This window comes from Enterobacter sichuanensis (assembly GCF_009036245.1).
Lineage (GTDB): Bacteria > Pseudomonadota > Gammaproteobacteria > Enterobacterales > Enterobacteriaceae > Enterobacter > Enterobacter sichuanensis.
Genome location: NZ_CP027986.1, coordinates 1,469,197 through 1,488,176, shown reverse-complemented (window position 1 = coordinate 1,488,176; position 18,980 = coordinate 1,469,197). Strand labels below are relative to the sequence as shown.

The 18,980-nt window shown below is 56.6% G+C and carries 19 protein-coding genes; 9 read left to right on the top strand and 10 right to left on the bottom strand.

Annotation, left to right across the window (positions count from 1 at the left end):
- The first annotated feature begins 2 nt into the window (after positions 1-2).
- Positions 3-1,292 carry an arsenic transporter gene (locus C1N69_RS07020; protein ID WP_095440900.1) on the top strand — a complete coding sequence of 430 codons (1,290 nt, stop codon included), beginning with the start codon at positions 3-5 and terminating at the stop codon, positions 1,290-1,292.
- Positions 1,293-1,304: 12 nt separating this feature from the next.
- Positions 1,305-1,736, top strand: coding sequence for a glutaredoxin-dependent arsenate reductase (gene arsC / locus C1N69_RS07015; protein WP_059385902.1), 432 nt, complete (start codon positions 1,305-1,307; stop codon positions 1,734-1,736).
- 14 nt (positions 1,737-1,750) lie between these two features.
- Here the strand turns inward: arsC and C1N69_RS07010 are convergent, their stop codons facing one another.
- A complete protein-coding gene (locus tag C1N69_RS07010; protein ID WP_059385901.1) occupies positions 1,751-2,302 on the bottom strand; it encodes a TetR/AcrR family transcriptional regulator in 552 nt (183 codons plus the stop codon).
- An 81-nt stretch (positions 2,303-2,383) separates the two neighbouring features.
- On the opposite strand from C1N69_RS07010, the gene C1N69_RS07005 reads away from it, so the two are divergent.
- Both C1N69_RS07005 and C1N69_RS07000 read left to right on the top strand, forming a co-directional pair.
- Positions 2,384-3,598, top strand: coding sequence for an MFS transporter (locus C1N69_RS07005; RefSeq protein WP_095451609.1), 1,215 nt, complete (start codon positions 2,384-2,386; stop codon positions 3,596-3,598).
- Complete coding sequence (locus C1N69_RS07000; RefSeq protein WP_155030902.1) at positions 3,588-4,400, top strand: Cof-type HAD-IIB family hydrolase; 813 nt, start codon at positions 3,588-3,590, stop codon at positions 4,398-4,400. The genes C1N69_RS07005 and C1N69_RS07000 overlap by 11 nt, the downstream gene beginning before the upstream one ends.
- A gap of 91 nt (positions 4,401-4,491) precedes the next feature.
- Here the strand turns inward: C1N69_RS07000 and C1N69_RS06995 are convergent, their stop codons facing one another.
- A complete protein-coding gene (locus C1N69_RS06995; RefSeq protein WP_155030901.1) occupies positions 4,492-5,724 on the bottom strand; it encodes an MFS transporter in 1,233 nt (410 codons plus the stop codon).
- A gap of 168 nt (positions 5,725-5,892) precedes the next feature.
- Between C1N69_RS06995 and C1N69_RS06990 the strand changes: the two genes are divergently transcribed.
- The 3 genes from C1N69_RS06990 (at position 5,893) to deoR (ending at position 8,063) form a co-directional block, all read left to right on the top strand.
- Positions 5,893-6,621, top strand: coding sequence for a phosphatase PAP2 family protein (locus C1N69_RS06990; RefSeq protein WP_059386111.1), 729 nt, complete (start codon positions 5,893-5,895; stop codon positions 6,619-6,621).
- 7 nt (positions 6,622-6,628) lie between these two features.
- Positions 6,629-7,237: an undecaprenyl-diphosphate phosphatase gene (ybjG, locus tag C1N69_RS06985; RefSeq protein WP_059386110.1), complete on the top strand. Its 609-nt coding sequence runs from the start codon at positions 6,629-6,631 to the stop codon at positions 7,235-7,237.
- A 67-nt stretch (positions 7,238-7,304) separates the two neighbouring features.
- A complete protein-coding gene (deoR, locus tag C1N69_RS06980) occupies positions 7,305-8,063 on the top strand; it encodes a DNA-binding transcriptional repressor DeoR (protein ID WP_025756093.1) in 759 nt (252 codons plus the stop codon).
- A gap of 83 nt (positions 8,064-8,146) precedes the next feature.
- On the opposite strand, the gene dacC is transcribed toward deoR, so the two are convergent.
- Complete coding sequence (dacC, locus tag C1N69_RS06975) at positions 8,147-9,352, bottom strand: serine-type D-Ala-D-Ala carboxypeptidase (RefSeq protein WP_032672410.1); 1,206 nt, start codon at positions 9,350-9,352, stop codon at positions 8,147-8,149.
- Between the two features lie 241 nt (positions 9,353-9,593).
- Between dacC and C1N69_RS06970 the strand changes: the two genes are divergently transcribed.
- Positions 9,594-10,220, top strand: coding sequence for a glutathione S-transferase family protein (locus tag C1N69_RS06970; RefSeq protein WP_155030900.1), 627 nt, complete (start codon positions 9,594-9,596; stop codon positions 10,218-10,220).
- On the opposite strand, the gene C1N69_RS06965 is transcribed toward C1N69_RS06970, so the two are convergent.
- The 4 genes from C1N69_RS06965 to C1N69_RS06950 all read right to left on the bottom strand — a co-directional run bounded on the left by C1N69_RS06965 (position 10,221) and on the right by C1N69_RS06950 (position 13,987).
- Positions 10,221-11,339, bottom strand: a complete 1,119-nt coding sequence (locus C1N69_RS06965; protein ID WP_155030899.1) for a PQQ-dependent sugar dehydrogenase — start codon at positions 11,337-11,339, stop codon at positions 10,221-10,223.
- 106 nt (positions 11,340-11,445) lie between these two features.
- On the bottom strand, positions 11,446-11,829 hold the full coding sequence (gene bssR / locus C1N69_RS06960; RefSeq protein WP_025756097.1) for a biofilm formation regulator BssR: 384 nt from the start codon (positions 11,827-11,829) through the stop codon (positions 11,446-11,448).
- 252 nt (positions 11,830-12,081) lie between these two features.
- Positions 12,082-12,330, bottom strand: coding sequence for a bacteriocin immunity protein (locus tag C1N69_RS06955; protein ID WP_241658141.1), 249 nt, complete (start codon positions 12,328-12,330; stop codon positions 12,082-12,084).
- 1 nt (position 12,331) lies between these two features.
- Positions 12,332-13,987 (bottom strand): S-type pyocin domain-containing protein, encoded by a 1,656-nt coding sequence (locus C1N69_RS06950; protein ID WP_167514958.1) that lies wholly within the window; start codon positions 13,985-13,987, stop codon positions 12,332-12,334.
- Positions 13,988-14,207: 220 nt separating this feature from the next.
- Between C1N69_RS06950 and rimO the strand changes: the two genes are divergently transcribed.
- Entirely contained in the window at positions 14,208-15,533 is a 1,326-nt protein-coding gene (gene rimO, locus C1N69_RS06945; RefSeq protein WP_047958103.1) for a 30S ribosomal protein S12 methylthiotransferase RimO, read from the top strand.
- A 63-nt stretch (positions 15,534-15,596) separates the two neighbouring features.
- Here the strand turns inward: rimO and gsiD are convergent, their stop codons facing one another.
- From gsiD to gsiB, 3 genes are read right to left on the bottom strand one after another with little or no spacing between them, the layout of a single operon-like run.
- Entirely contained in the window at positions 15,597-16,508 is a 912-nt protein-coding gene (gene gsiD, locus C1N69_RS06940; protein WP_155030897.1) for a glutathione ABC transporter permease GsiD, read from the bottom strand.
- 1 nt (position 16,509) lies between these two features.
- A complete protein-coding gene (gene gsiC / locus C1N69_RS06935; RefSeq protein WP_025756100.1) occupies positions 16,510-17,430 on the bottom strand; it encodes a glutathione ABC transporter permease GsiC in 921 nt (306 codons plus the stop codon).
- A 5-nt stretch (positions 17,431-17,435) separates the two neighbouring features.
- Positions 17,436-18,974 (bottom strand): glutathione ABC transporter substrate-binding protein GsiB, encoded by a 1,539-nt coding sequence (gsiB, locus tag C1N69_RS06930; RefSeq protein WP_025756101.1) that lies wholly within the window; start codon positions 18,972-18,974, stop codon positions 17,436-17,438.
- Positions 18,975-18,980 lie beyond the last annotated feature (6 nt).

Below are 18,980 nucleotides of genomic sequence, written 5' to 3'. Positions count from 1 at the left end.
AGATGTTTCTGGCAGGGGCTATTTTTCTGTTTACGCTGGTACTGGTCATCTGGCAGCCCAAAGGGTTGAGTATCGGCTGGAGTGCCACCCTTGGCGCCGGGCTGGCGCTCGCCAGCGGCGTGATCCACATAAGCGATATCCCGGTGGTCTGGAATATTGTCTGGAACGCCACGGCAACGTTTATTGCCGTCATCATTATTAGCCTGCTGCTGGATGAGTCCGGCTTTTTCGAGTGGGCAGCGCTGCACGTCGCCCGCTGGGGGAACGGTCGCGGAAGATTGCTGTTTACCTGGATAGTCCTGCTGGGCGCAGCCGTGGCGGCGCTGTTTGCCAATGACGGCGCGGCGCTGATCCTGACCCCTATCGTTATCGCCATGCTGCTGGCGCTGGGGTTCAGCAAGCAGGCCACGCTGGCGTTTGTCATGGCGGCAGGTTTTATCGCCGATACCGCCAGCCTGCCGCTGATTGTGTCGAACCTGGTCAATATTGTCTCGGCAGACTTCTTTTCGCTGGGGTTCAGCGAATACGCCTCGGTGATGATCCCGGTCGATATTGCCGCGATTGCCGCAACGCTGGTGATGCTGCATCTGTTCTTTCGCAAAGACATTCCCCCGGCATATGACCTGGCAAAACTCCGCGAACCCGCTCGGGCCATTCACGATCTCCCGACGTTCAGAACGGGCTGGATTGTCCTGCTGCTGCTTCTGGTCGGCTTCTTCGTGCTCGAACCGCTCGGTATTCCGGTCAGCGCCATTGCGACTGCAGGCGCGCTGATTTTGTTTGCCGTTGCAAAACGCGGACATGCGATAAACACCGGAAAAGTGCTGCGTGGCGCGCCATGGCAGATTGTTATCTTCTCGCTGGGGATGTATCTGGTGGTGTATGGCCTGCGCAATGCGGGGCTGACAGATTCGCTCACAGGCGTTCTGAATAGCCTGGCCGGACATGGATTGTGGGCCACCACGTTGGGTACCGGGTTCATCACCGCGTTTCTGTCATCCATAATGAACAACATGCCCACGGTGCTGATTGGCGCACTCTCCATTGATGGCAGCACGGCAACAGGATTAATTAAGGATGCGATGATTTACGCCAACGTGATTGGCTGCGATCTGGGGCCGAAAATCACGCCCATCGGTAGCCTCGCCACCCTGCTCTGGCTCCACGTGCTGGCGCAGAAAAACATGACGATTACCTGGGGCGACTATTTCCGGACGGGCATCATCATGACGCTGCCGGTCCTGTTTGTGACGCTCGCCGCGCTGGCGCTACGTCTCTCCTTCACACTGTAATGAGCCACTGATATGAGCCACATCACTATTTATCACAACCCCGCCTGCGGCACCTCGCGCAATACGCTGGAAATGATCCGCAACAGCGGCACGGAGCCAGAGATTATCCTCTATCTGGAGACCCCGCCGTCGCGCGATAAGCTGGCCACACTAATTGCTGAGATGGGCATTTCAGTGCGGGATCTGCTGCGTAAAAACGTGGAGCCCTATGAACAACTCGGCCTGGCCGAAGATAAATTCAGCGACGACCAGCTTATCGATTTTATGCTGCAGCACCCAATCCTGATAAACCGTCCGATTGTGGTCACACCGCTGGGCACCCGCCTGTGTCGCCCCTCTGAAGTCGTCCTCGACATTCTGCCGGATGCGCAAAAAGGCGCGTTTGCCAAAGAGGATGGCGAAGCCGTCGTGGACGCCAGTGGGAAAAAAATCACTCGAAAATAAGTGGCAACCGCGGGTTAACGGCTTCCCTCACCCGCGATTCTTCCCACCATCGCCCGAATCTCCTCGCGCGTTAACGGTGTCCGGTCAGTCACGTAGTGCAGCGTCATCCCTTCGATAAAAGCATCCAGCGCGCGGGTGGTGACCGGGTCGAACCACTGCTCCAGCGTGGTCTGGCTCATTTTCATCCAGTCCTGCATCACCGTTTTGAGCGCCGCGCTGCGGTGCATAAAGGCGTAGAGCTGGTACATCAGCGCCATGTTGTGCGGCGTGGTCACCTGCGAGCTGTGGATCAGGGTAGTGATGGATTCGCACGCCATCTCCGGGCCGGTGACGCCGGCAAAGAAATCCCGGTACTGCTGCGACATCTGGCGGGTAAACCACGTGAAGGCCTCCTCCAGCAGCGGCTCCATACCGTCGAAATAGTAGGTCATCGACCCCAGCGGCACGCCCGCACAGGTGGCGATTTTACGGTGCGTGACGGCGTGGATCCCGTGCTCGGCAATGGTATCGAGCGTTGCCTGCAGGATCTTCTCCCGGCGATGCGGATCGTTCGGTGGTCTGCTCATAAATTCCTCACGTGGTTTGTGTACAAATGTACACAAACTTGCTAGTGTTGTCGCTATTGATGTACTTCTGGTGCTACCCCGATGACGCAAACCTCTCCCCGTAAAGCCCTGCAGCTCCGCCTGTGGGCGCTGTTTATGTTCTTCTTTATTCCGGGCCTGCTGATGGCCTCCTGGGCCACTCGTACCCCCGCCATTCGCGATATTTTGTCCGTCTCTACCGCTGAGATGGGCATCGTGCTGTTCGGCCTGTCGATAGGTTCGATGAGCGGCATCCTCTGCTCCGCGTGGCTGGTGAAGCGCTTCGGTACGCGGGCGGTGATCCGCACGACCATGTGCTGCGGGGTGATTGGGATGATTGTGCTGAGCGCGGCGCTCTGGTTTGCCTCACCGGTGCTGTTTGCTCTGGGGCTGATGGTATTTGGCGGCAGCTTAGGCTCGGCGGAAGTGGCGATAAACGTTGAAGGGGCAGCGGTTGAGCGCGAGATGAACAAAACCGTGCTGCCCATGATGCACGGCTTCTATAGCCTCGGCACGCTGGCCGGTGCGGGCGTGGGCATGGCGCTGACGGCCACCGGCGTAAGCGCGAATCTGCATATCCTGCTGGCGGCGCTGGTGTGCATCATTCCGATTCTGATCGGCATCCGTGCCATCCCGAACGGTAACGGCAAGAACGCCGCGGACGAACAGCACTCGGCCGAAAAGGGGCTGCCCTTCTACCGCGATTATCAGCTGATGCTGATTGGCGTGGTAGTGCTGGCGATGGCATTCGCGGAAGGTTCCGCCAACGACTGGCTGCCGCTGCTGATGGTGGACGGTCACGGCTTCAGCCCGACCTCCGGCTCGCTCATTTACGCCGGGTTTACGCTGGGAATGACCGTCGGACGCTTCACCGGCGGTTGGTTTATCGACCGCTACAGCCGCGTGGCGGTGGTGCGCGCCAGCGCTCTGCTCGGCGGCCTGGGTATCGCGATGATCATCTTTGTGGATGTGGGCTGGATTGCCGGCGTCTCGGTGATCCTCTGGGGTCTGGGAGCCTCACTTGGCTTCCCGCTGACCATTTCAGCCGCCAGCGACACCGGCCCGGATGCCCCGACACGCGTCAGCGTAGTAGCAACCACCGGCTATCTCGCCTTCCTGGTCGGGCCGCCGCTGCTCGGCTTCCTGGGTGAGCATTACGGACTGCGCAGCGCCATGCTGGTGGTATTAGGGCTGGTCATCATCGCGGCGCTGGTGGCACGCGCGGTGGCCAGGCCGGAAACGAAACAAACGACACTGGAGAAGGGATATGAACGTTAAACTGATCGCCGTCGACATGGATGGTACTTTTCTGAGCGATGCCAAAACCTATAATCGCGAACGTTTTCTGGCCCAGTACGCCCGCATGAAGGCGCAGGGCATACGTTTTGTGGTCGCCAGCGGCAACCAGTACTACCAGCTGATCTCGTTCTTCCCGGAAATTGCGCATGAAATTGCGTTCGTCGCGGAAAACGGCGGTTGGGTTGTGAGTGAAGGTGAAGACGTCTTTAACGGTGAACTGTCGAAAGCCCATTTTGAGACCGTCGCAAACGTGCTGAACGACGTCCCGGGCATTGAGATCATCGCCTGCGGGAAGAGCAGCGCCTACACGCTGAAGTGCTATGACGAGAGCTTCAAGGCTATTGCGGCGAAGTACTATCACCGACTCGAAATGGTCAGCAATTTCGACAATCTGAACGATATTTTCTTCAAGTTCGGGCTTAACGTCTCTGACGATGAAATTCCGCGTATTCAGGCGCTGCTGCATGAAAAGCTGAGCGACATCATGGTGCCCGTCACCACCGGTCACGGCAGTATCGACCTGATTATCCCGGGCGTGCATAAAGCCAACGGTCTGCGGATCCTGCAACAGCGCTGGGGGATAGATAACAGCGAGGTGGTGGCCTTCGGGGACAGCGGCAACGACGTGGAGATGCTGCGTCAGTCGGGCTTCAGCTTTGCGATGGCGAATGCCAGACCGCATATTAAGGCGGTGGCTCGCTTTGAGGCACCGCACAATAACGAGGAAGGCGTTTTAAACGTGATTGAGAAGGTGTTGAACGGGGAGGCGCCGTTTAATTGATACCGTGCGGTCTGGTGCCCTCACCCTAACCCTCTCCCACAGGGAGAGGGGACTGTCCCGACCTCGCCCACGGGGAGAGGGGATAAACAGATCAAGGTTGCAGGGCGTTTCCGACGCGTTTGTCTTTCAGGAACACCACCATCAGGCCAACCCACAGCACGCCGTTGGCGAGGTTAAACAGGCTGAACAGCCCGTTGCCGCCCATCGCGTAGGCATGCTTGCTCACCTCGATACCGACGGTAAAAATCAGCATCTGCAGCATTCCCATCGCCGCGGAGACCGTCCCTTTACTCATCTCGCTGGCGAATAACGTCAGGCGCACCAGACCGGCGTTCGCCACGCCAATTCCAAAGGCATAGAGGCTGAGCCCCGCCGTCATCCACAAATAAGCGTGGGAGGACATCACGGTCGCCACCGCCGCCAGAATCAGCCCCGCGGCAACCGGCCAGCCGCCCATGATAATCAGCGAACGCACGGTGCGGCGTGACGTCAGACGCGCCAGCACCAGGTTACCGATAATCAACGCGCCAAAAATCGGCACCTGCAACAGACCGTACTCGTAGCTGCTGAGCTTTTCACCGCTGATGATAATGACCGGTGATTGCGCAATCCACGCCAGCAGCGGCAGGCTGACAAACCCTGTCGCCAGCGCACCGGCCACAAAGCGGCCATTCTTCAGCACGGCTTTGTAATCCCGACCCAGCTCTTTTAACGAGAGTTTCTCGCCAATGCGGGTCGCCGTTTCCGGCATGGCGCGGTGCAGGCCAAAGAAGGCGATGGCGGCGAGAACCGCAAAGAGGACAAACATCCCTTCCCAGGGCGCAACGTGCACCCACGCGGCCCCCACCAGCGGCCCGAGTAACGGGGCGATCAGCGCCACGTTCGCCATCAGCGCGGTAATTTTGATACACACCGCCTCTTCAAACGACTCCTGAATGGCGGCATACCCTACAGCACCGATAAAGCACAGGCTCACCCCCTGCAGGAAACGCAGCAGGGTAAACTGTTCAATGTTTTGTGCCAGCAGCGTGGCGAGGCAGGTCACGATGAACCACACCACGCCGGTCAGCATCACCGGACGACGGCCGATACGATCCGACAGCGGGCCTAACAGCCACTGCAAAAACATGCCACCTGCCAGATAGGCGGTCATCGAGGTCGGCACCCATTCGATCCCCGCGTTGTACTGCGCCACAACGGCCAGCATACCGGGCTGGATCATATCGTTGCCGATATAGGTCGAAAATTCGTAGAGCACCAGACACAGAGGGAAAAGCAGCGCCTGACGACCCAGACGTGAACCTGAAGAAGAACGGTTTAACATGCAATCTCTTTATAATGACAAAATCGCGACGAGTGTAATGAAATGCCGCAGCCCGAGATAGTGATTTATCGAGGATAAACAGAAATAAAGCACATATCGTCTTCGTTTAAGGTTTCCTTAAGTTGACAGATTTATGATAGCCCGATGACTCGTCAACGATCCCAAATTATGTCACTCACGTCCAGCCGCTCAGAATTATCTAACTTACAGACAAATAAGACAAAACGCCTTTACCGCTTACCGACCCGCTTTTATGGTTATCAGCTTTTCGTGCTGATTACTCTTGCCGTGGTGTTCACGTGGCTATCTCGCAATGAAGCGCTGGACAGATGGATAAGTGGTTTTTGGTATGACGCGGCGACGCAAAGCTTCCCGCTGCAGAAAGACCACCTGCTGGATCTGCTGAATCATCGCCTGGCGAAGTACATCGCCATCGCCTTAGGGGTCGTGGCGCTGTTATTCGGTGCTTACAAGCGTAACGCAAGGCTGGTTACGGCGGCGCTGCTGATGGGGCTCGGCGCGCTGGTGGTGGGGGCGTTGAAAAGCATCAGCCATCACAGCTGTCCATGGGATCTGGTGGAGTATGGCGGTAAAGCCGTGTCTTATCCCCTGTTCAGCGCCGTCCCGGCAGACAGCGGTCCGGGTCGCTGTTTCCCCGGCGGTCATGCCTCCAGCGGCTTTATGGTGATGGGGCTGTTTTTTGCCTTCTGGCGCGAGCGTCCGCGCCTCGCCTGGAGCTTTGTGATCCTCGGCGTGGTGCTGGGTCTGGCGATGGGGTTCGGTCAGGTCATGCGCGGAGCACATTTTTTCTCTCACAACCTGTGGGCCGGGTGGTGGGTCTGGTTTTCCCAGGTGGTGGTCTATGGCCTTGTTTCCACCTGGTTTGCTAAAGAGTGACGATATTATGTTAGAGAGTCTGAATTACCAGCTGTTTTATCTGATCAACGCCACGCCGGCCTCGCCAGAGTGGATGATCGATTTCGCCACCTTCCTGGCAAAAGATCTGATCAGTATCGTGCCTGCGCTGGCCGCCATCCTCTGGCTGTGGGGTCCCCGCAGTCAGGTAAAAGCGCAGCGCCAGCTGGTGATCAAAGTGGCGATGGCGCTCGGCGTAAGCGTGCTGGTGAGCTATATTCTCGGCCACGCGTTTCCCCACGATCGTCCTTTCGTCGATCACGTCGGCTATACCTTCCTGCACCATGCGCCAGATGACTCGTTCCCGAGCGATCACGGTACGGTGATCTTCACTTTCGCGCTGGCCTTCCTGTTCTGGCATCGCCTGTGGTCGGGTGCGGTGCTGATGGCGGTGGCCGTGGCCATCGCCTGGTCTCGCGTTTACCTGGGCGTCCACTGGCCGCTGGATATGGTCGGCGGTTTCCTGGTGGGGCTGATTGGCTGCGTCAGCGCGGCGATCCTGTGGAATCTTATCGGGGAAGCGCTCTACCGCGGGCTCTCTTCACTCTATCGGGCCGTTTTCGCCATCCCGATCCGCAAAGGCTGGATACGTGACTAACCCCGACCTGACAGGTTACACTTGAGCCCCCGCCCTGCGGGGGTTCACTTTTTTATGCCGAGGAACTATGGAAACACGACGCGATGACCGCATTGCTCAGCTGCTACAGGCGCTGAAGCGCAGTGATAAGCTGCATCTTAAGGAAGCCGCCACCCTCCTCGGCGTCTCAGAGATGACCATTCGTCGGGATCTGAACAGCGAGAGCGCGCCGGTTGTGCTGCTGGGCGGGTATATTGTGCTTGAGCCGCGTAGTGCCAGCCATTATCTGATCAGCGACCAGAAGACGCGTCTGGTTGAAGAGAAACGCAAAGCTGCACGGCTCGCGGCTTCCCTGGTACAGCCGCACCAGACGCTGTTTTTTGACTGCGGTACCACCACGCCGTGGATTATCGAAGCCATCGACAGCACAATTCCGTTCACTGCCGTGTGCTACTCCCTGAACACCTTTCTGGCGCTGCAGGAGAAGCCCGAGTGCCGGGTGATCCTTTGCGGCGGTGAGTTTCACGCCAGCAACGCGATTTTTAAGCCGCTTAACCTGCAGGACACGCTCAGCAATTTATGCCCGGATATCGCGTTTTATTCCGCCGCTGGCGTCAGTGTCCGCCAGGGCGCAACCTGCTTTAATCTGGAAGAGTTACCGGTGAAGCACTGGGCGCTGAGCGCAGCGCAGTATCACGTACTGGTGGTCGATCACAGTAAATTTGGCAAGGTGCGTTCGGCAAGAATGGGCGAACTGGCGCAATTTGATGCCATCGTCAGCGACTGCCGTCCGGATGACGAGATAGTGGCCCACGCGAAGGCGCAGCAGGTGAAGTTGATGTATTAAGTGGGGTGCGGTCTGATGCCCTCACCCACAGGGAGAGAGAGAAAAACGTAGGCCGGGTAAGCGCAGCGCCACCCGGCAAAAAATTAGCTGAACCAGCTACCAAACCAGCTATGGAATTTCATCATCACGAAATCCCACATCCGGCTGAAGAAGCCGCCCTCTTCTACCGCTTCCATCACAATCAGCGGACGCTGTTCAATCGACTTCCCGTTGAGCTGGAAATCAATCGTCCCGACCACCTGGCCCTTTTTCAGCGGAGCCGTGAGCTGCGGGTCGGTGAGGGTGTAGCTGGCCTTCAGGTTTTTCAGCTGACCGCGCGGAATGGTCACTGAACCCGCTTCACCCGCGCCCAGGTTCACTTCGCTCTTGTCACCAAACCAGACACGCTGGCTGACGAACGTGGCATCCGGTTTTATCGGCGTCACGGTTTCATAGAAGCGGAAGCCCCAGGTCAGCAATTTTTCGGATTCGTTAAAGCGGATACGGTCGGTTTTGGTCCCCAGAACAACCGAGATTAGGCGCATATCGCCCTGGGTCGCGGAGGCCACCAGGTTGTAACCCGCCCCGGCCGTGGTGCCGGTTTTCATCCCGTCGACATTGACGTTGCTGCTCCACAGCAGGCGGTTGCGGTTCGGCTGACGGATTTTGTTGAAGGTGAACTCTTTCTCTTTATGGATGGCATATTCATCCGGCACGTCGTGGATCAGCGCTTTCCCCAGCAGCGCCATGTCGCGGGCGGTGCTGAACTGGCCCGGCGCATCCAGGCCGTGAACGGTTTTAAAAGTGGTGTTGGTCAGGCCCAGCTTTTGCGCGTAACCGTTCATGAGACCGATAAACGAGTCCTGGCTGCCCGCAACGTAGTCCGCCAGCGCGATACAGGCGTCGTTACCGGACTGGATAATCACCCCTTTATTCAAATCCGATACGGAAACCTGATCGCCCGGCTTCAGGAACATTACCGACGATCCGCGCAGCGCCGGGTTGCCGGTCGCCCAGGCGTCCTTCCCGATGGTGACCATATCGTCCAGCTTGATCTTGCCCGCTTTTAACGCCTGGCCGACCACATAGCTGGTCATGATTTTAGTCAGGCTTGCCGGATCGAGTTTCTCATCCGCATTGCCTTCCGCCAGCACTTTACCGCTGGCATAGTCCATCAGGATCCAGGCGCGCGCATCCACTGGCGGCGCTTCGGGCGCAGACTGTTCGGCTGCGTAGAGCGTTGGTGCAAACAGGAAAAGGAGCGCAGAGCCTGCCGCCAGGCTGCGCAGAGAAGTCATTTTTCGCGTCATAAATGCCACCCGAGTGTCCATTCAAAAATTACGTCACATCACCGTGTCGCAAGAAGCGATGAGTAATAGCGCACTAAAACCGTTAAAGAAACCCAACGAGGGTAAAGTTATTAAAGTTTATGCAATAACATTCAGATACGCTTTGATTCAGGCGATTTTTTTCTCTTCTGTTGCGTAATTGTTAGGTTTATCTCACCATGACCAAAAGCTGATTCGGATTCACATCTCATCGGGAGTAAATATGATTACGCTGTGGGGCAGAAATACTTCGACCAACGTTAAGAAAGTGCTCTGGACGCTGGAAGAGCTGGATTTACCGTTCAATCAAATCATGGCCGGGATGTCGTTTGGCGTGAATAAAGAGGCCGACTACCTGGCCATGAACCCGAATGGCCTGGTGCCGCTGCTGCGCGATGACGAAACAGACGCCACGCTGTGGGAATCTAACACCATTGTGCGTTACCTGGCTGCCCAGTACGGACAGGGTCGTCTGTGGGTCGAAAACCCGGCCCGCCGCGCGCAAGGGGAAAAGTGGATGGACTGGGCGAACCAGACGCTTTCACCAACCCACCGGGTGATCCTGATGGGGCTTATCCGCACCCCGGAAGCTGAACGCGACTATCCCGCCATTCATGCCGCGCAGGATGCCTGCGAAAATCTGTTTGCGATGATGGATGACGAACTGGCGAAGCACCCGTGGTTCTCCGGTGATGCGTTCGGCACAGGCGATATCGCCGTGGCGCCGTTCGTCTGGAACCTGACCAACATGGGTCTGAAGTGGACGCCGCGCCCGCACCTGGAGCGCTGGCTTAAACAGCTGAGCGATCGCCCGGCGTACCGTAACGTCGTGATGATCCCGGTCACCTGATCACGTCCCGGACGGGCTGACTTTTAACAGTTGCCCGTCCGTCTCATCGGTCAGGACATACAGATATCCATCCGGCCCCACCCGCACATCACGAATACGTTGATCCCGGTCGCCCAGAATGCGTCCGTCCTCCGTGACCTTGTTCCCCTTCACGCTGAGCACGATTACATCTTTCTCCTTCAGCGCGCCGATAAACAGCTTGTTTTTCCACTGCGGGAAAACGTCGCTGTTATAAAACGCCATGCCGCTTACCGCCGGTGAAACTTTCCAGACAAACAGAGGTTTTTCGGTCCCCTCAACGTGCTCGCCTTTGGCTTCCGGAATTTTCAGCCCGCTGTAGTTGATACCGTGCGTCGCCAACGGCCAGCCATAGTTTTTGCCTTTCTCTGGAATGTTGATCTCGTCCCCGCCGCGCGGACCGTGCTCGTTCAGCCACAGCGTATCGCTCCAGGGGTTCATCGCCATTCCCTGCGGATTACGAATGCCGTAAGACCAGATTTCCGGCCTCGCGCCGGGCGTACGCACAAACGGGTTATCCGGCGGCACGTTTCCGTCCTCCGTCAGACGCACGACTTTACCCTGTAGCTTGTCCAGATCCTGCGCCGTCGGGCGCTGGTTGTTCTCGCCGAGTCCGATAAAGAGATAGCCTTTGCCGTCGAACACCAGTCGGCCACCAAAATGGTTACCGGTAGAGAGTTTCGGCGTCTGGCGGAACACCACCTGGAAAGCCTCAATGCGCGTCAGATCGTCACTTAACCGGCCATAGCCTACTGCCGTTCCGGCTTTGCCGTCCTGTCCCGCTTCGGCGTAGCTGAGCCAGATGCGGCGTGATTGTTTAAAATCCGGGGCGAGGACGACATCCAGCAATCCGCCCTGCCCGTTTGCCCAAACCTTTGGTACACCGACGATCGGATCGGAAAGCCCTTTCCCGGCCTGCCAGTGTTTAAGCTGGCCGCCCTTCAGGGTTACCAGCAGCCCGTTATTGTCCGGCAGAAACGCCAGAGACCAGGGATGATCGAGTCTGTTTTGCAGCACCTCAACCCTGACCGGCTCTGGCGCAGCAAGCAGCGAAAAGGGAATAAACAACGCAGGCAGGAAAATCAGCGGGGATCGAGGCATAACGCGCTCCTTTATCGGCATATGGCATAAAGGTTAGCCACTGCGTCCGGCCGCGTTATCACTTTTACAAAAGCTTAATCAGAAGGGGGAGTTGCCTCCCCCTGGATCAGTGCTGTTCAAGCTGTTCGTGCTTGTTCAGGCACATAATGCATAGAGAGAGCGTTGTCAGGCAGTTTTCAAGCTTCTCCGCGTTTACGGCGATAAAATTCGGGCAGTCGTGGCGTCCGTTCATCAGACACACCCCTGCAATGGAGAGCACCTCGGCGGCGCGGCGCAGTGCGATAAGCTCGCTTTCGCCGTAATTCGCCTTCAGGGTCGGTGCTTTTTCACGCATGAAATTGCAAAGTTCAAACAGGTTATCACGCAGATGTTCGCTTTCGCTGACTGACATATACCCTTTTGCCTTCCTCAACTGCAGGTACGCGGCCAGGTCGATTCGGGCGTTGATCAGCTTATTCAGCAGATCGCGTTTTAGTCTGTCAACGGTCATGCTCTTTCCTCCTCTGTCAGCCATTGTGCATAGTCAGGATAAGTTCATTTTTTGTACAGTTTAATGCCTGGGATCAATTTTTATTAACTGATTAACATTATTTACAATGTTACAACCTCTCCCCGGCGCATCCGCCTTGCAAAGAGTGTATAAATCCCCCGCAAATCCCCTGCATGACTGGCTTAGGCGAAAAAAAAGCCGGGATAAAAACCCGGCGCTTTGAATCAACATTTAATGCTTTCTACAGCAAATTCATTCTTCACGAAAGCCGGGTTTACCGTTGGCTTTGCGCCATTTCTGAACTTTATCTGCAATAGCTTCAGGTGTTGCTTGTTCCCTTGGTTCAGGATAGTAGATTAAATCAGAACCTGAGGGATGCTCTGACAACTCAATGAACTGTTCCAAAAGTTCGTCTTGATGTCTTTCGCCCCCTTCAGCGCTAATAATTTCTGCGATTAACTCGATGAACTCGTTTCTTGACAATTCGCTTATACTTTTCAAGTTATGCCCCTCTATGGATATCAATGTGGCGTTTGGGGGTGGTGATACCCATATTATCCACATTGTACATATCACCGCCTTGGCTTACTGGCTTGATGTGGTGAATTTCAAAAGAACGCCTTTTCCCAACAGTCTCTATAAATATTGTTCGTGGAGACATACCATACTTCATTCGGGCTAAATTGCTGGGGATAAATTTCTCTGATAGTTCAGGATCTTTGCTCACTTCTTCCCAGAATGCTTCCCTGAATCTGTCAAAATTGGAGAATGTACGCCCACGCAGTTTATCAGCTATCTGAGACGGGATAGGCGAGCCGTTACCCTGACCCGCATCAGCTAACCAGGTACCAGTAACCTTTTGGCCCTTGCCTGTGACTTGCCCCGGATTGTTGCGAATGTAGATATATATCGGTGGGATATCCGATACAGGAAGGATCAGAATGTAATCCGCGAAATTTTTCTCATCCGGTGCCGGGGTTGTCGTACTGGTGATGTGAGTGCCATCGGGTAACGGGTTGACAAGGATTGTTCCCGGTAGCCTCGGCGGAGTCTGATTGCCCGTGTTTGACGGAGTGTGTACACCTGAATGATCCGGGGTCCAGATGATGGTTACCGGGCTTTCCTCCTCGGTGGTGAAGGTGTAAGCCTGTCGGGTGCTGTCCCACTGCATTTTACGGACTCTCACCATATCTTTACCCGGTGGGGTGTGCCAGCCATGCGGAACGGGATTTCCGTTGCTGTCATTCTCCCATGTATAGCGCACACGAGTAGGCGCTTCACTCATCTGTGCAAGCCGTATACGATCGATGAAATCCTGTTCACCGTCGTTCAGTCGTCCGGGCATCATGCCGATTAAAAACCCGGCAACGGATGCGCCTGCACCAGCCGTTGCGATTTCAGCCCCGCGTACCGCCCATGTGCCATAGGTAGCAAAGCGCCCGCCAATCTGTTCAAGAACGTTAACCCCAGCGGTAGCGGTCTGTGCTCTGGTCGCGCTGGCAGCGGCTGCAACTGCGGCCTGGTATTGCATCTCTTCGTGATTGCCGTTGAACCACTTATACAGGGCGCTACGCTTCTTCGGTTTAGGTATATCTTCCGGAGCTTGTGGCTTTTTCTTTGTCGTCTGTGCGTGCTGTGGGGCATCTGAATCTGTTACGGCGTCAACAGCAGGTGCTGCCCGGAACAGGCCCATTTCTGCAAAATTAGTATGAGGTTCTTGTTGTTCCCCTGCATCTGTATTCCCTGAGCCACGCTCGCGGGATTTAGCGAAGACAGGGACAGGCCGCAGTACAGCAGGGCCAGCCGCTGGTGATGAATTTGAGGAAAAAATTGTCGGCGGTGTGGTTGTCGTTATCGGTGCCGACGTTCTGGATTCGCTGCGTGATTCATAGGTTTGAACGGTTATCTGCGGGATGATTTTTGCATTACAGGGACAACTGCTGAAACTGTCCAGAGTGCCTGCAACAAGGCGACCATCCGTTTTAATCCATCCAATACCCCCGACGATGCGGTAAGTATTGCCATCTTTACCACATGTTACCCGGTCACCCATTCGGGCAACAGATATGCCGTTGGTTCTTCTGTTTGGTGTTCCTTCCAGCACACGACCACCACAAGTGGTGGGGTCATACATATGCAAAATGTATCCTTTTGCCATAAGTCCTTCTACTTATTATAAAATAATCCGACAGGTCATTTTACATGCAATAACCATACTATCAATAAGTATTACTTTTAAGTAAAACACCGTTTCAAAACAAGAAAAATCAGGTAATATCGAAAAGCCGCGCTAACTGCAATTCTTCAGTACAATTTTCCCCCCAACCTCTGTAGAATCCCTGCCCTGACCATTCCAAAAATCGAACAATTTTTAACCTATGAGCAATGTTACGCACCAGCCGAAAATCGGCTTCGTCTCCCTGGGCTGCCCGAAAAACCTGGTGGATTCAGAACGCATCCTGACCGAACTGCGCACCGAGGGCTATGACGTGGTGCCAAGCTACGACAACGCCGATATGGTGATCGTTAACACCTGCGGGTTTATCGATAGCGCGGTTCAGGAGTCACTGGAAGCCATCGGTGAAGCCCTGACCGAAAACGGCAAAGTGATCGTGACCGGCTGTCTGGGCGCGAAAGAAGACCAGATCCGCGAAGTGCACCCAAAGGTGCTGGAGATCACCGGCCCGCACAGCTACGAGCAGGTGCTGCAACATGTTCATCACTACGTGCCAAAACCCAAGCACAACCCGTTCCTGAGCCTGGTGCCGGAACAGGGCGTGAAGCTGACGCCGCGCCACTACGCGTACCTGAAAATTTCCGAAGGCTGTAACCACCGCTGCACCTTCTGCATCATCCCGTCCATGCGTGGCGATCTGGTGAGCCGTCCGATTGGCGAAGTGCTGGCGGAAGCGAAACGTCTGGCCGACGCGGGCGTGAAGGAGCTGCTGGTCATCTCCCAGGATACCTCGGCTTACGGCGTGGACGTCAAACACCGCTCCGGCTTCCACAACGGCGAGCCGGTGAAAACCAGCATGGTGGGCCTGTGCGAGCAGCTGTCTAAACTCGGTATCTGGACGCGTCTGCACTACGTTTACCCGTACCCTCACGTTGACGATGTGATCCCGCTGATGGCGGAAGGTAAAATTCTGCCGTATCTGGACATCCCGCTGCAGCACGCCAGCCCGCGTATTCTGAAGCTGATGAAACGTCCTGGCTCCGTTGACCGTCAGCTGGCGCGCATCAAGCAGTGGCGTGAGATCTGCCCGGATCTGACCCTGCGCTCCACCTTCATTGTCGGCTTCCCGGGTGAAACCGAAGAAGATTTCCAGATGCTGCTCGACTTCCTGAAAGAAGCGCGTCTGGACCGCGTCGGCTGCTTCAAATACAGCCCGGTAGAAGGTGCAACCGCCAACGAGCTGGCGGACCAGGTGCCGGAAGAGGTAAAAGAGGAGCGCTGGAACCGCTTCATGCAGCTGCAACAGCAGATCTCTGCTGAACGCCTGCAGGAGAAAGTGGGTCGCGAAATTCTGGTCATTATCGATGAAGTGGACGAAGAAGGCGCGATTGGCCGCAGCATGGCGGACGCCCCTGAAATCGACGGCGCAGTGTACCTCAATGGCGAAACCAACGTTAAGCCGGGTGATATTATTCGCGTGAAGGTTGAAAACGCGGATGAGTATGATCTGTGGGGTAGCCGGGTTTAAACACCCAGCGCCTTTTTTGTAGGCCGGGTAAGGCGTCGCCGCCACCCGGCACATTCTACTGCCCTATCCCTTAATCCTCGGATCCAGCGCGTCGCGCAGCCCGTCCCCTAACAGGTTAAACGCCAGCACGGTCAGAAAAATCGCCAGGCTCGGGAAGATCGCCACGTGCGGCGCAATCACCATATCCGCCCTCGCCTCGTTGAGCATCGCCCCCCACTCCGGGGTCGGCGGCTGCGCACCTAATCCCAGAAACGACAGGCTGGCCGCCGAGATAATCGACACGCCGATACGCATGGTGAAATAGACCACGATGGACGACACCGTCCCCGGCAAAATATGGCTGAAGAGGATGGTAGCATCGCTGGCCCCCATACTGCGGGCGGATTCGATAAAGGTCTGCTGTTTCAGTACCAGCGTGTTGCCGCGCACCAGGCGCGCAAACGCCGGAATCGAAAACACCGCCACCGCAATAATCACGTTGGCCATTCCGCTGCCCATGATCGCCACCACGGCAATCGCCAGCAGGATGCCGGGGAAGGCAAACAGCACGTCGCAGATGCGCATGATGATGCGGTCCCACCAGCCTTCATAATACCCGGCGACGAGCCCCAGCACGGTACCGATGGCCGCGCCAATCAGCACCGCGAAAACCCCGGCGGCAAGGGAGATCTGCGCTCCGACCAGCACGCGGCTAAAGATATCGCGCCCGAGGGAGTCCACGCCAAACCAGTGCATCAGGGAGGGGCCGTCGTTCAGGCGGTCGTAGTCAAAATAGTTTTCCGCATCAAACGGCGCCACCCACGGCGCAACGATCGCCACCGCAATCAGCAGCAACACAAACAGCCCCGCCGCCATCGCGACCGGCTGACGGCGAAAACGCCGCCAGAATTCAGACCACGGCGTGCGGATATGCTCCGGTTTAAGCCCCGGCATAGCGTTTAAAACGGCCTGGCGTCGCCAGTTCAACAATCGCATCTTACTTATACCTGATGGCCGGGTTAATGGCAGCGTAGAGCACATCCACCACTAAGTTGATAAGAATAAACTCCAGCGAGAACAGCAGGACTTCCGCCTGTATAACCGGATAGTCGCGCATCTCAACGGAATCGACCAGCAGGCGTCCCAGCCCCGGCCAGTTGAAGACCTTTTCCACCACAATAGAGCCGCCCAGCAGGAAGCCAAACTGTAACCCCATCATCGTCACCACCGGGATCATCGCATTGCGGAACCCGTGCTTGAGAATGACCCACTTCTCGCTGACCCCTTTCGCCCGGGCGGTACGAATATAATCTTCGCTCAGCACGTCAACGAACGAGGCGCGGGTAAAGCGGGCCATCACCGCCGACACGGCAGCCCCCAGCGTCATGGAGGGCAGAATGTAATGCTGCCAGGTGTCGGCCCCGACCGTCGGCAGCCAGCCTAACTCAACCGAGAAGATCTGCATCAGCAGCATCCCCAGCGCGAACGCCGGGAAGGAGATACCGGTCACCGCCAGCGCCATCCCGAGCTTGTCCGGCCAACGGTTTCGCCAGACGGCTGCGACAATCCCGGCGCAGAGGCCAAACACCACCGCCCAGCTCATACTGGCAATCGTCAACCAGAACGTCGGCATAAAGCGGCTGGCTATCTCCTCCGACACCGGACGTCGCGACACCATCGAGATGCCAAAGTCGCCCTGCAACACGTTGCCAATGTAGTGCAGAAACTGCATATACAGCGGCTGGTCGAGGCCCAGCTGCTTACGCACCAGCTCTATCACCGTCGCGTCCGCTTCGGGCCCGGCAATCAGGCGCGCCGGATCGCCCGGCAGCAGATGAACAAACAAAAACACCAGTACCGCCACGATCAGCAGCGTCGGAATAAGCCCCAGCAGGCGTTTACAAACATAATTCAGCATGAGGTTTATTTTAAATCCGCATCGTCAAAGCTAAAGCCGGTGTCCGGCATGATGTAGAACCCGGTCAACGCTTTGTTATGGGCTGACACCAGTTTCTCCACCACCAGCGGCACCCACGGTGACTCTTTCCAGATGATATCCTGCGCGTCTTTGTAGAGGCGCGCTTTCTCTTCCGGTTTGGTGGTTTTCAGCGCATCGGCAAGGTCTTTGTCGACCTGCGGGTTACTGTAGAACGCGGTATTGAACAGGGTTGGCGGCCAGTTCTGCGAGGCAAACAACGGCGACAGCGCCCAGTCAGCTTCACCGGTCGAGGCCGACCAGCCGGTGTAGAACATCCGCACGCCGCTCTCTTTCTGCCCTTTGCCCTCCACTTCAGCCGCACGCTGTCCGGCATCCATGGCGGTGACCTGCGCCTTAATCCCCACCTGCGCCAGCTGCTGCTGGGTGAACTGCAGCACTTTCTGCGCGGTGCTGTGGTTATGCGACGACCACAGCGTGGTGCTGAACCCGTTCGGGAAGCCCGCCTCTTTCAGCAGCTCGCGCGCTTTAGCCGGATCGTACGGCCACGGCTGATAGCTCTGGGCATAGGCAATCGCTGGCGGCAGCACGCCGGTGGCCGGGGTGGCATAGCCGGCAAAAGCGACCTTAACCAGCGCCTGGCGATTAATGGCGTAGTTGATGGCCTCACGCACCTTCGGGTTATCAAACGGCTTTTGCGTCACGTTCATGCTGATGTAGCGCTGCATGATCGACGGACTGGCGACCAGCTCCAGCTTGCTGTTTTTCTGCAAAATCGCGGCCTGCTCATAGGGGATCGGGAAGGCAAACTGCGCTTCACCGGTTTGCAGCATCGCCGCGCGGGTGTTGTTGTCCACTACCGGACGCCAGGTGATGGTGTCCAGCTTCGGCAGCCCCTGCTGCCAGTAGCCGCTAAATTTTTTCACCTTCACAAAGTCGGTCTGGTTCCAGGTCACCAGTTCATACGGGCCGGTACCCACCGGATGGAAACCGATCTCTTTCCCGTATTTTTTCAGCGCGGCGGGCGAGATCATTGCCGTTGCCGGATGTGCCAGAATGTTGATAAACGCGGAGAACGGCTCTTTCAGGGTGATTTTTACCGTCGCCGGGTCAACCACCTCGGTTTTGGCGATGTTTTTATAGAGGTTATAGCGCTTGAGGCTATTTTCCGGGTTGCTGGCGCGGTCGAGGTTAACCTTCACCGCCTCTGCGTTGAAATCGGTACCGTCCTGGAACTTGACCCCGGTTCTGAGTCTGATGGTATACACCAGCCCGTCATCGGAGACCGTGTAGCCCTCCGCCAGCACATTTTTCAGCTTCATCTCTTTATCCAGGCCAAAGAGTCCCTGATAAAACGATTTCGCCACCGCCTGCGACAGCGTGTCGTTGGCGTCATACGGATCCAGCGTGGTGAAATTAGAGCCGACGGCAACCACCACATCTTTGGCAGCGAACGCGGGGGCAGCGGCCAGGGCTGCCGTCACGCTCGCGGCTAACAACCATTTACGCGCTACAAATGTAACCATTGTGTT

What these genes read in the sequence shown, in the direction of transcription:
- ybjG (WP_059386110.1), top strand. Translation starts at nt 6,629, where the DNA reads ATGTTAGAGAGTCTGAATTACCAGCTGTTTTATCTGATCAACGCCACG.
- gsiD (WP_155030897.1), bottom strand. Translation starts at nt 16,508, where the DNA reads ATGCGATTGTTGAACTGGCGACGCCAGGCCGTTTTAAACGCTATGCCG.
- arsC (WP_059385902.1), top strand. Translation starts at nt 1,305, where the DNA reads ATGAGCCACATCACTATTTATCACAACCCCGCCTGCGGCACCTCGCGC.
- C1N69_RS06970 (WP_155030900.1), top strand. Translation starts at nt 9,594, where the DNA reads ATGATTACGCTGTGGGGCAGAAATACTTCGACCAACGTTAAGAAAGTG.
- C1N69_RS07005 (WP_095451609.1), top strand. Translation starts at nt 2,384, where the DNA reads ATGACGCAAACCTCTCCCCGTAAAGCCCTGCAGCTCCGCCTGTGGGCG.
- bssR (WP_025756097.1), bottom strand. Translation starts at nt 11,829, where the DNA reads ATGACCGTTGACAGACTAAAACGCGATCTGCTGAATAAGCTGATCAAC.
- deoR (WP_025756093.1), top strand. Translation starts at nt 7,305, where the DNA reads ATGGAAACACGACGCGATGACCGCATTGCTCAGCTGCTACAGGCGCTG.
- C1N69_RS07010 (WP_059385901.1), bottom strand. Translation starts at nt 2,302, where the DNA reads ATGAGCAGACCACCGAACGATCCGCATCGCCGGGAGAAGATCCTGCAG.
- C1N69_RS07000 (WP_155030902.1), top strand. Translation starts at nt 3,588, where the DNA reads ATGAACGTTAAACTGATCGCCGTCGACATGGATGGTACTTTTCTGAGC.
- C1N69_RS06990 (WP_059386111.1), top strand. Translation starts at nt 5,893, where the DNA reads ATGTCACTCACGTCCAGCCGCTCAGAATTATCTAACTTACAGACAAAT.
- dacC (WP_032672410.1), bottom strand. Translation starts at nt 9,352, where the DNA reads ATGACGCGAAAAATGACTTCTCTGCGCAGCCTGGCGGCAGGCTCTGCG.
- C1N69_RS06950 (WP_167514958.1), bottom strand. Translation starts at nt 13,987, where the DNA reads ATGGCAAAAGGATACATTTTGCATATGTATGACCCCACCACTTGTGGT.
- rimO (WP_047958103.1), top strand. Translation starts at nt 14,208, where the DNA reads ATGAGCAATGTTACGCACCAGCCGAAAATCGGCTTCGTCTCCCTGGGC.
- C1N69_RS06995 (WP_155030901.1), bottom strand. Translation starts at nt 5,724, where the DNA reads ATGTTAAACCGTTCTTCTTCAGGTTCACGTCTGGGTCGTCAGGCGCTG.
- C1N69_RS07020 (WP_095440900.1), top strand. Translation starts at nt 3, where the DNA reads ATGTTTCTGGCAGGGGCTATTTTTCTGTTTACGCTGGTACTGGTCATC.
- gsiB (WP_025756101.1), bottom strand. Translation starts at nt 18,974, where the DNA reads ATGGTTACATTTGTAGCGCGTAAATGGTTGTTAGCCGCGAGCGTGACG.
- gsiC (WP_025756100.1), bottom strand. Translation starts at nt 17,430, where the DNA reads ATGCTGAATTATGTTTGTAAACGCCTGCTGGGGCTTATTCCGACGCTG.
- C1N69_RS06965 (WP_155030899.1), bottom strand. Translation starts at nt 11,339, where the DNA reads ATGCCTCGATCCCCGCTGATTTTCCTGCCTGCGTTGTTTATTCCCTTT.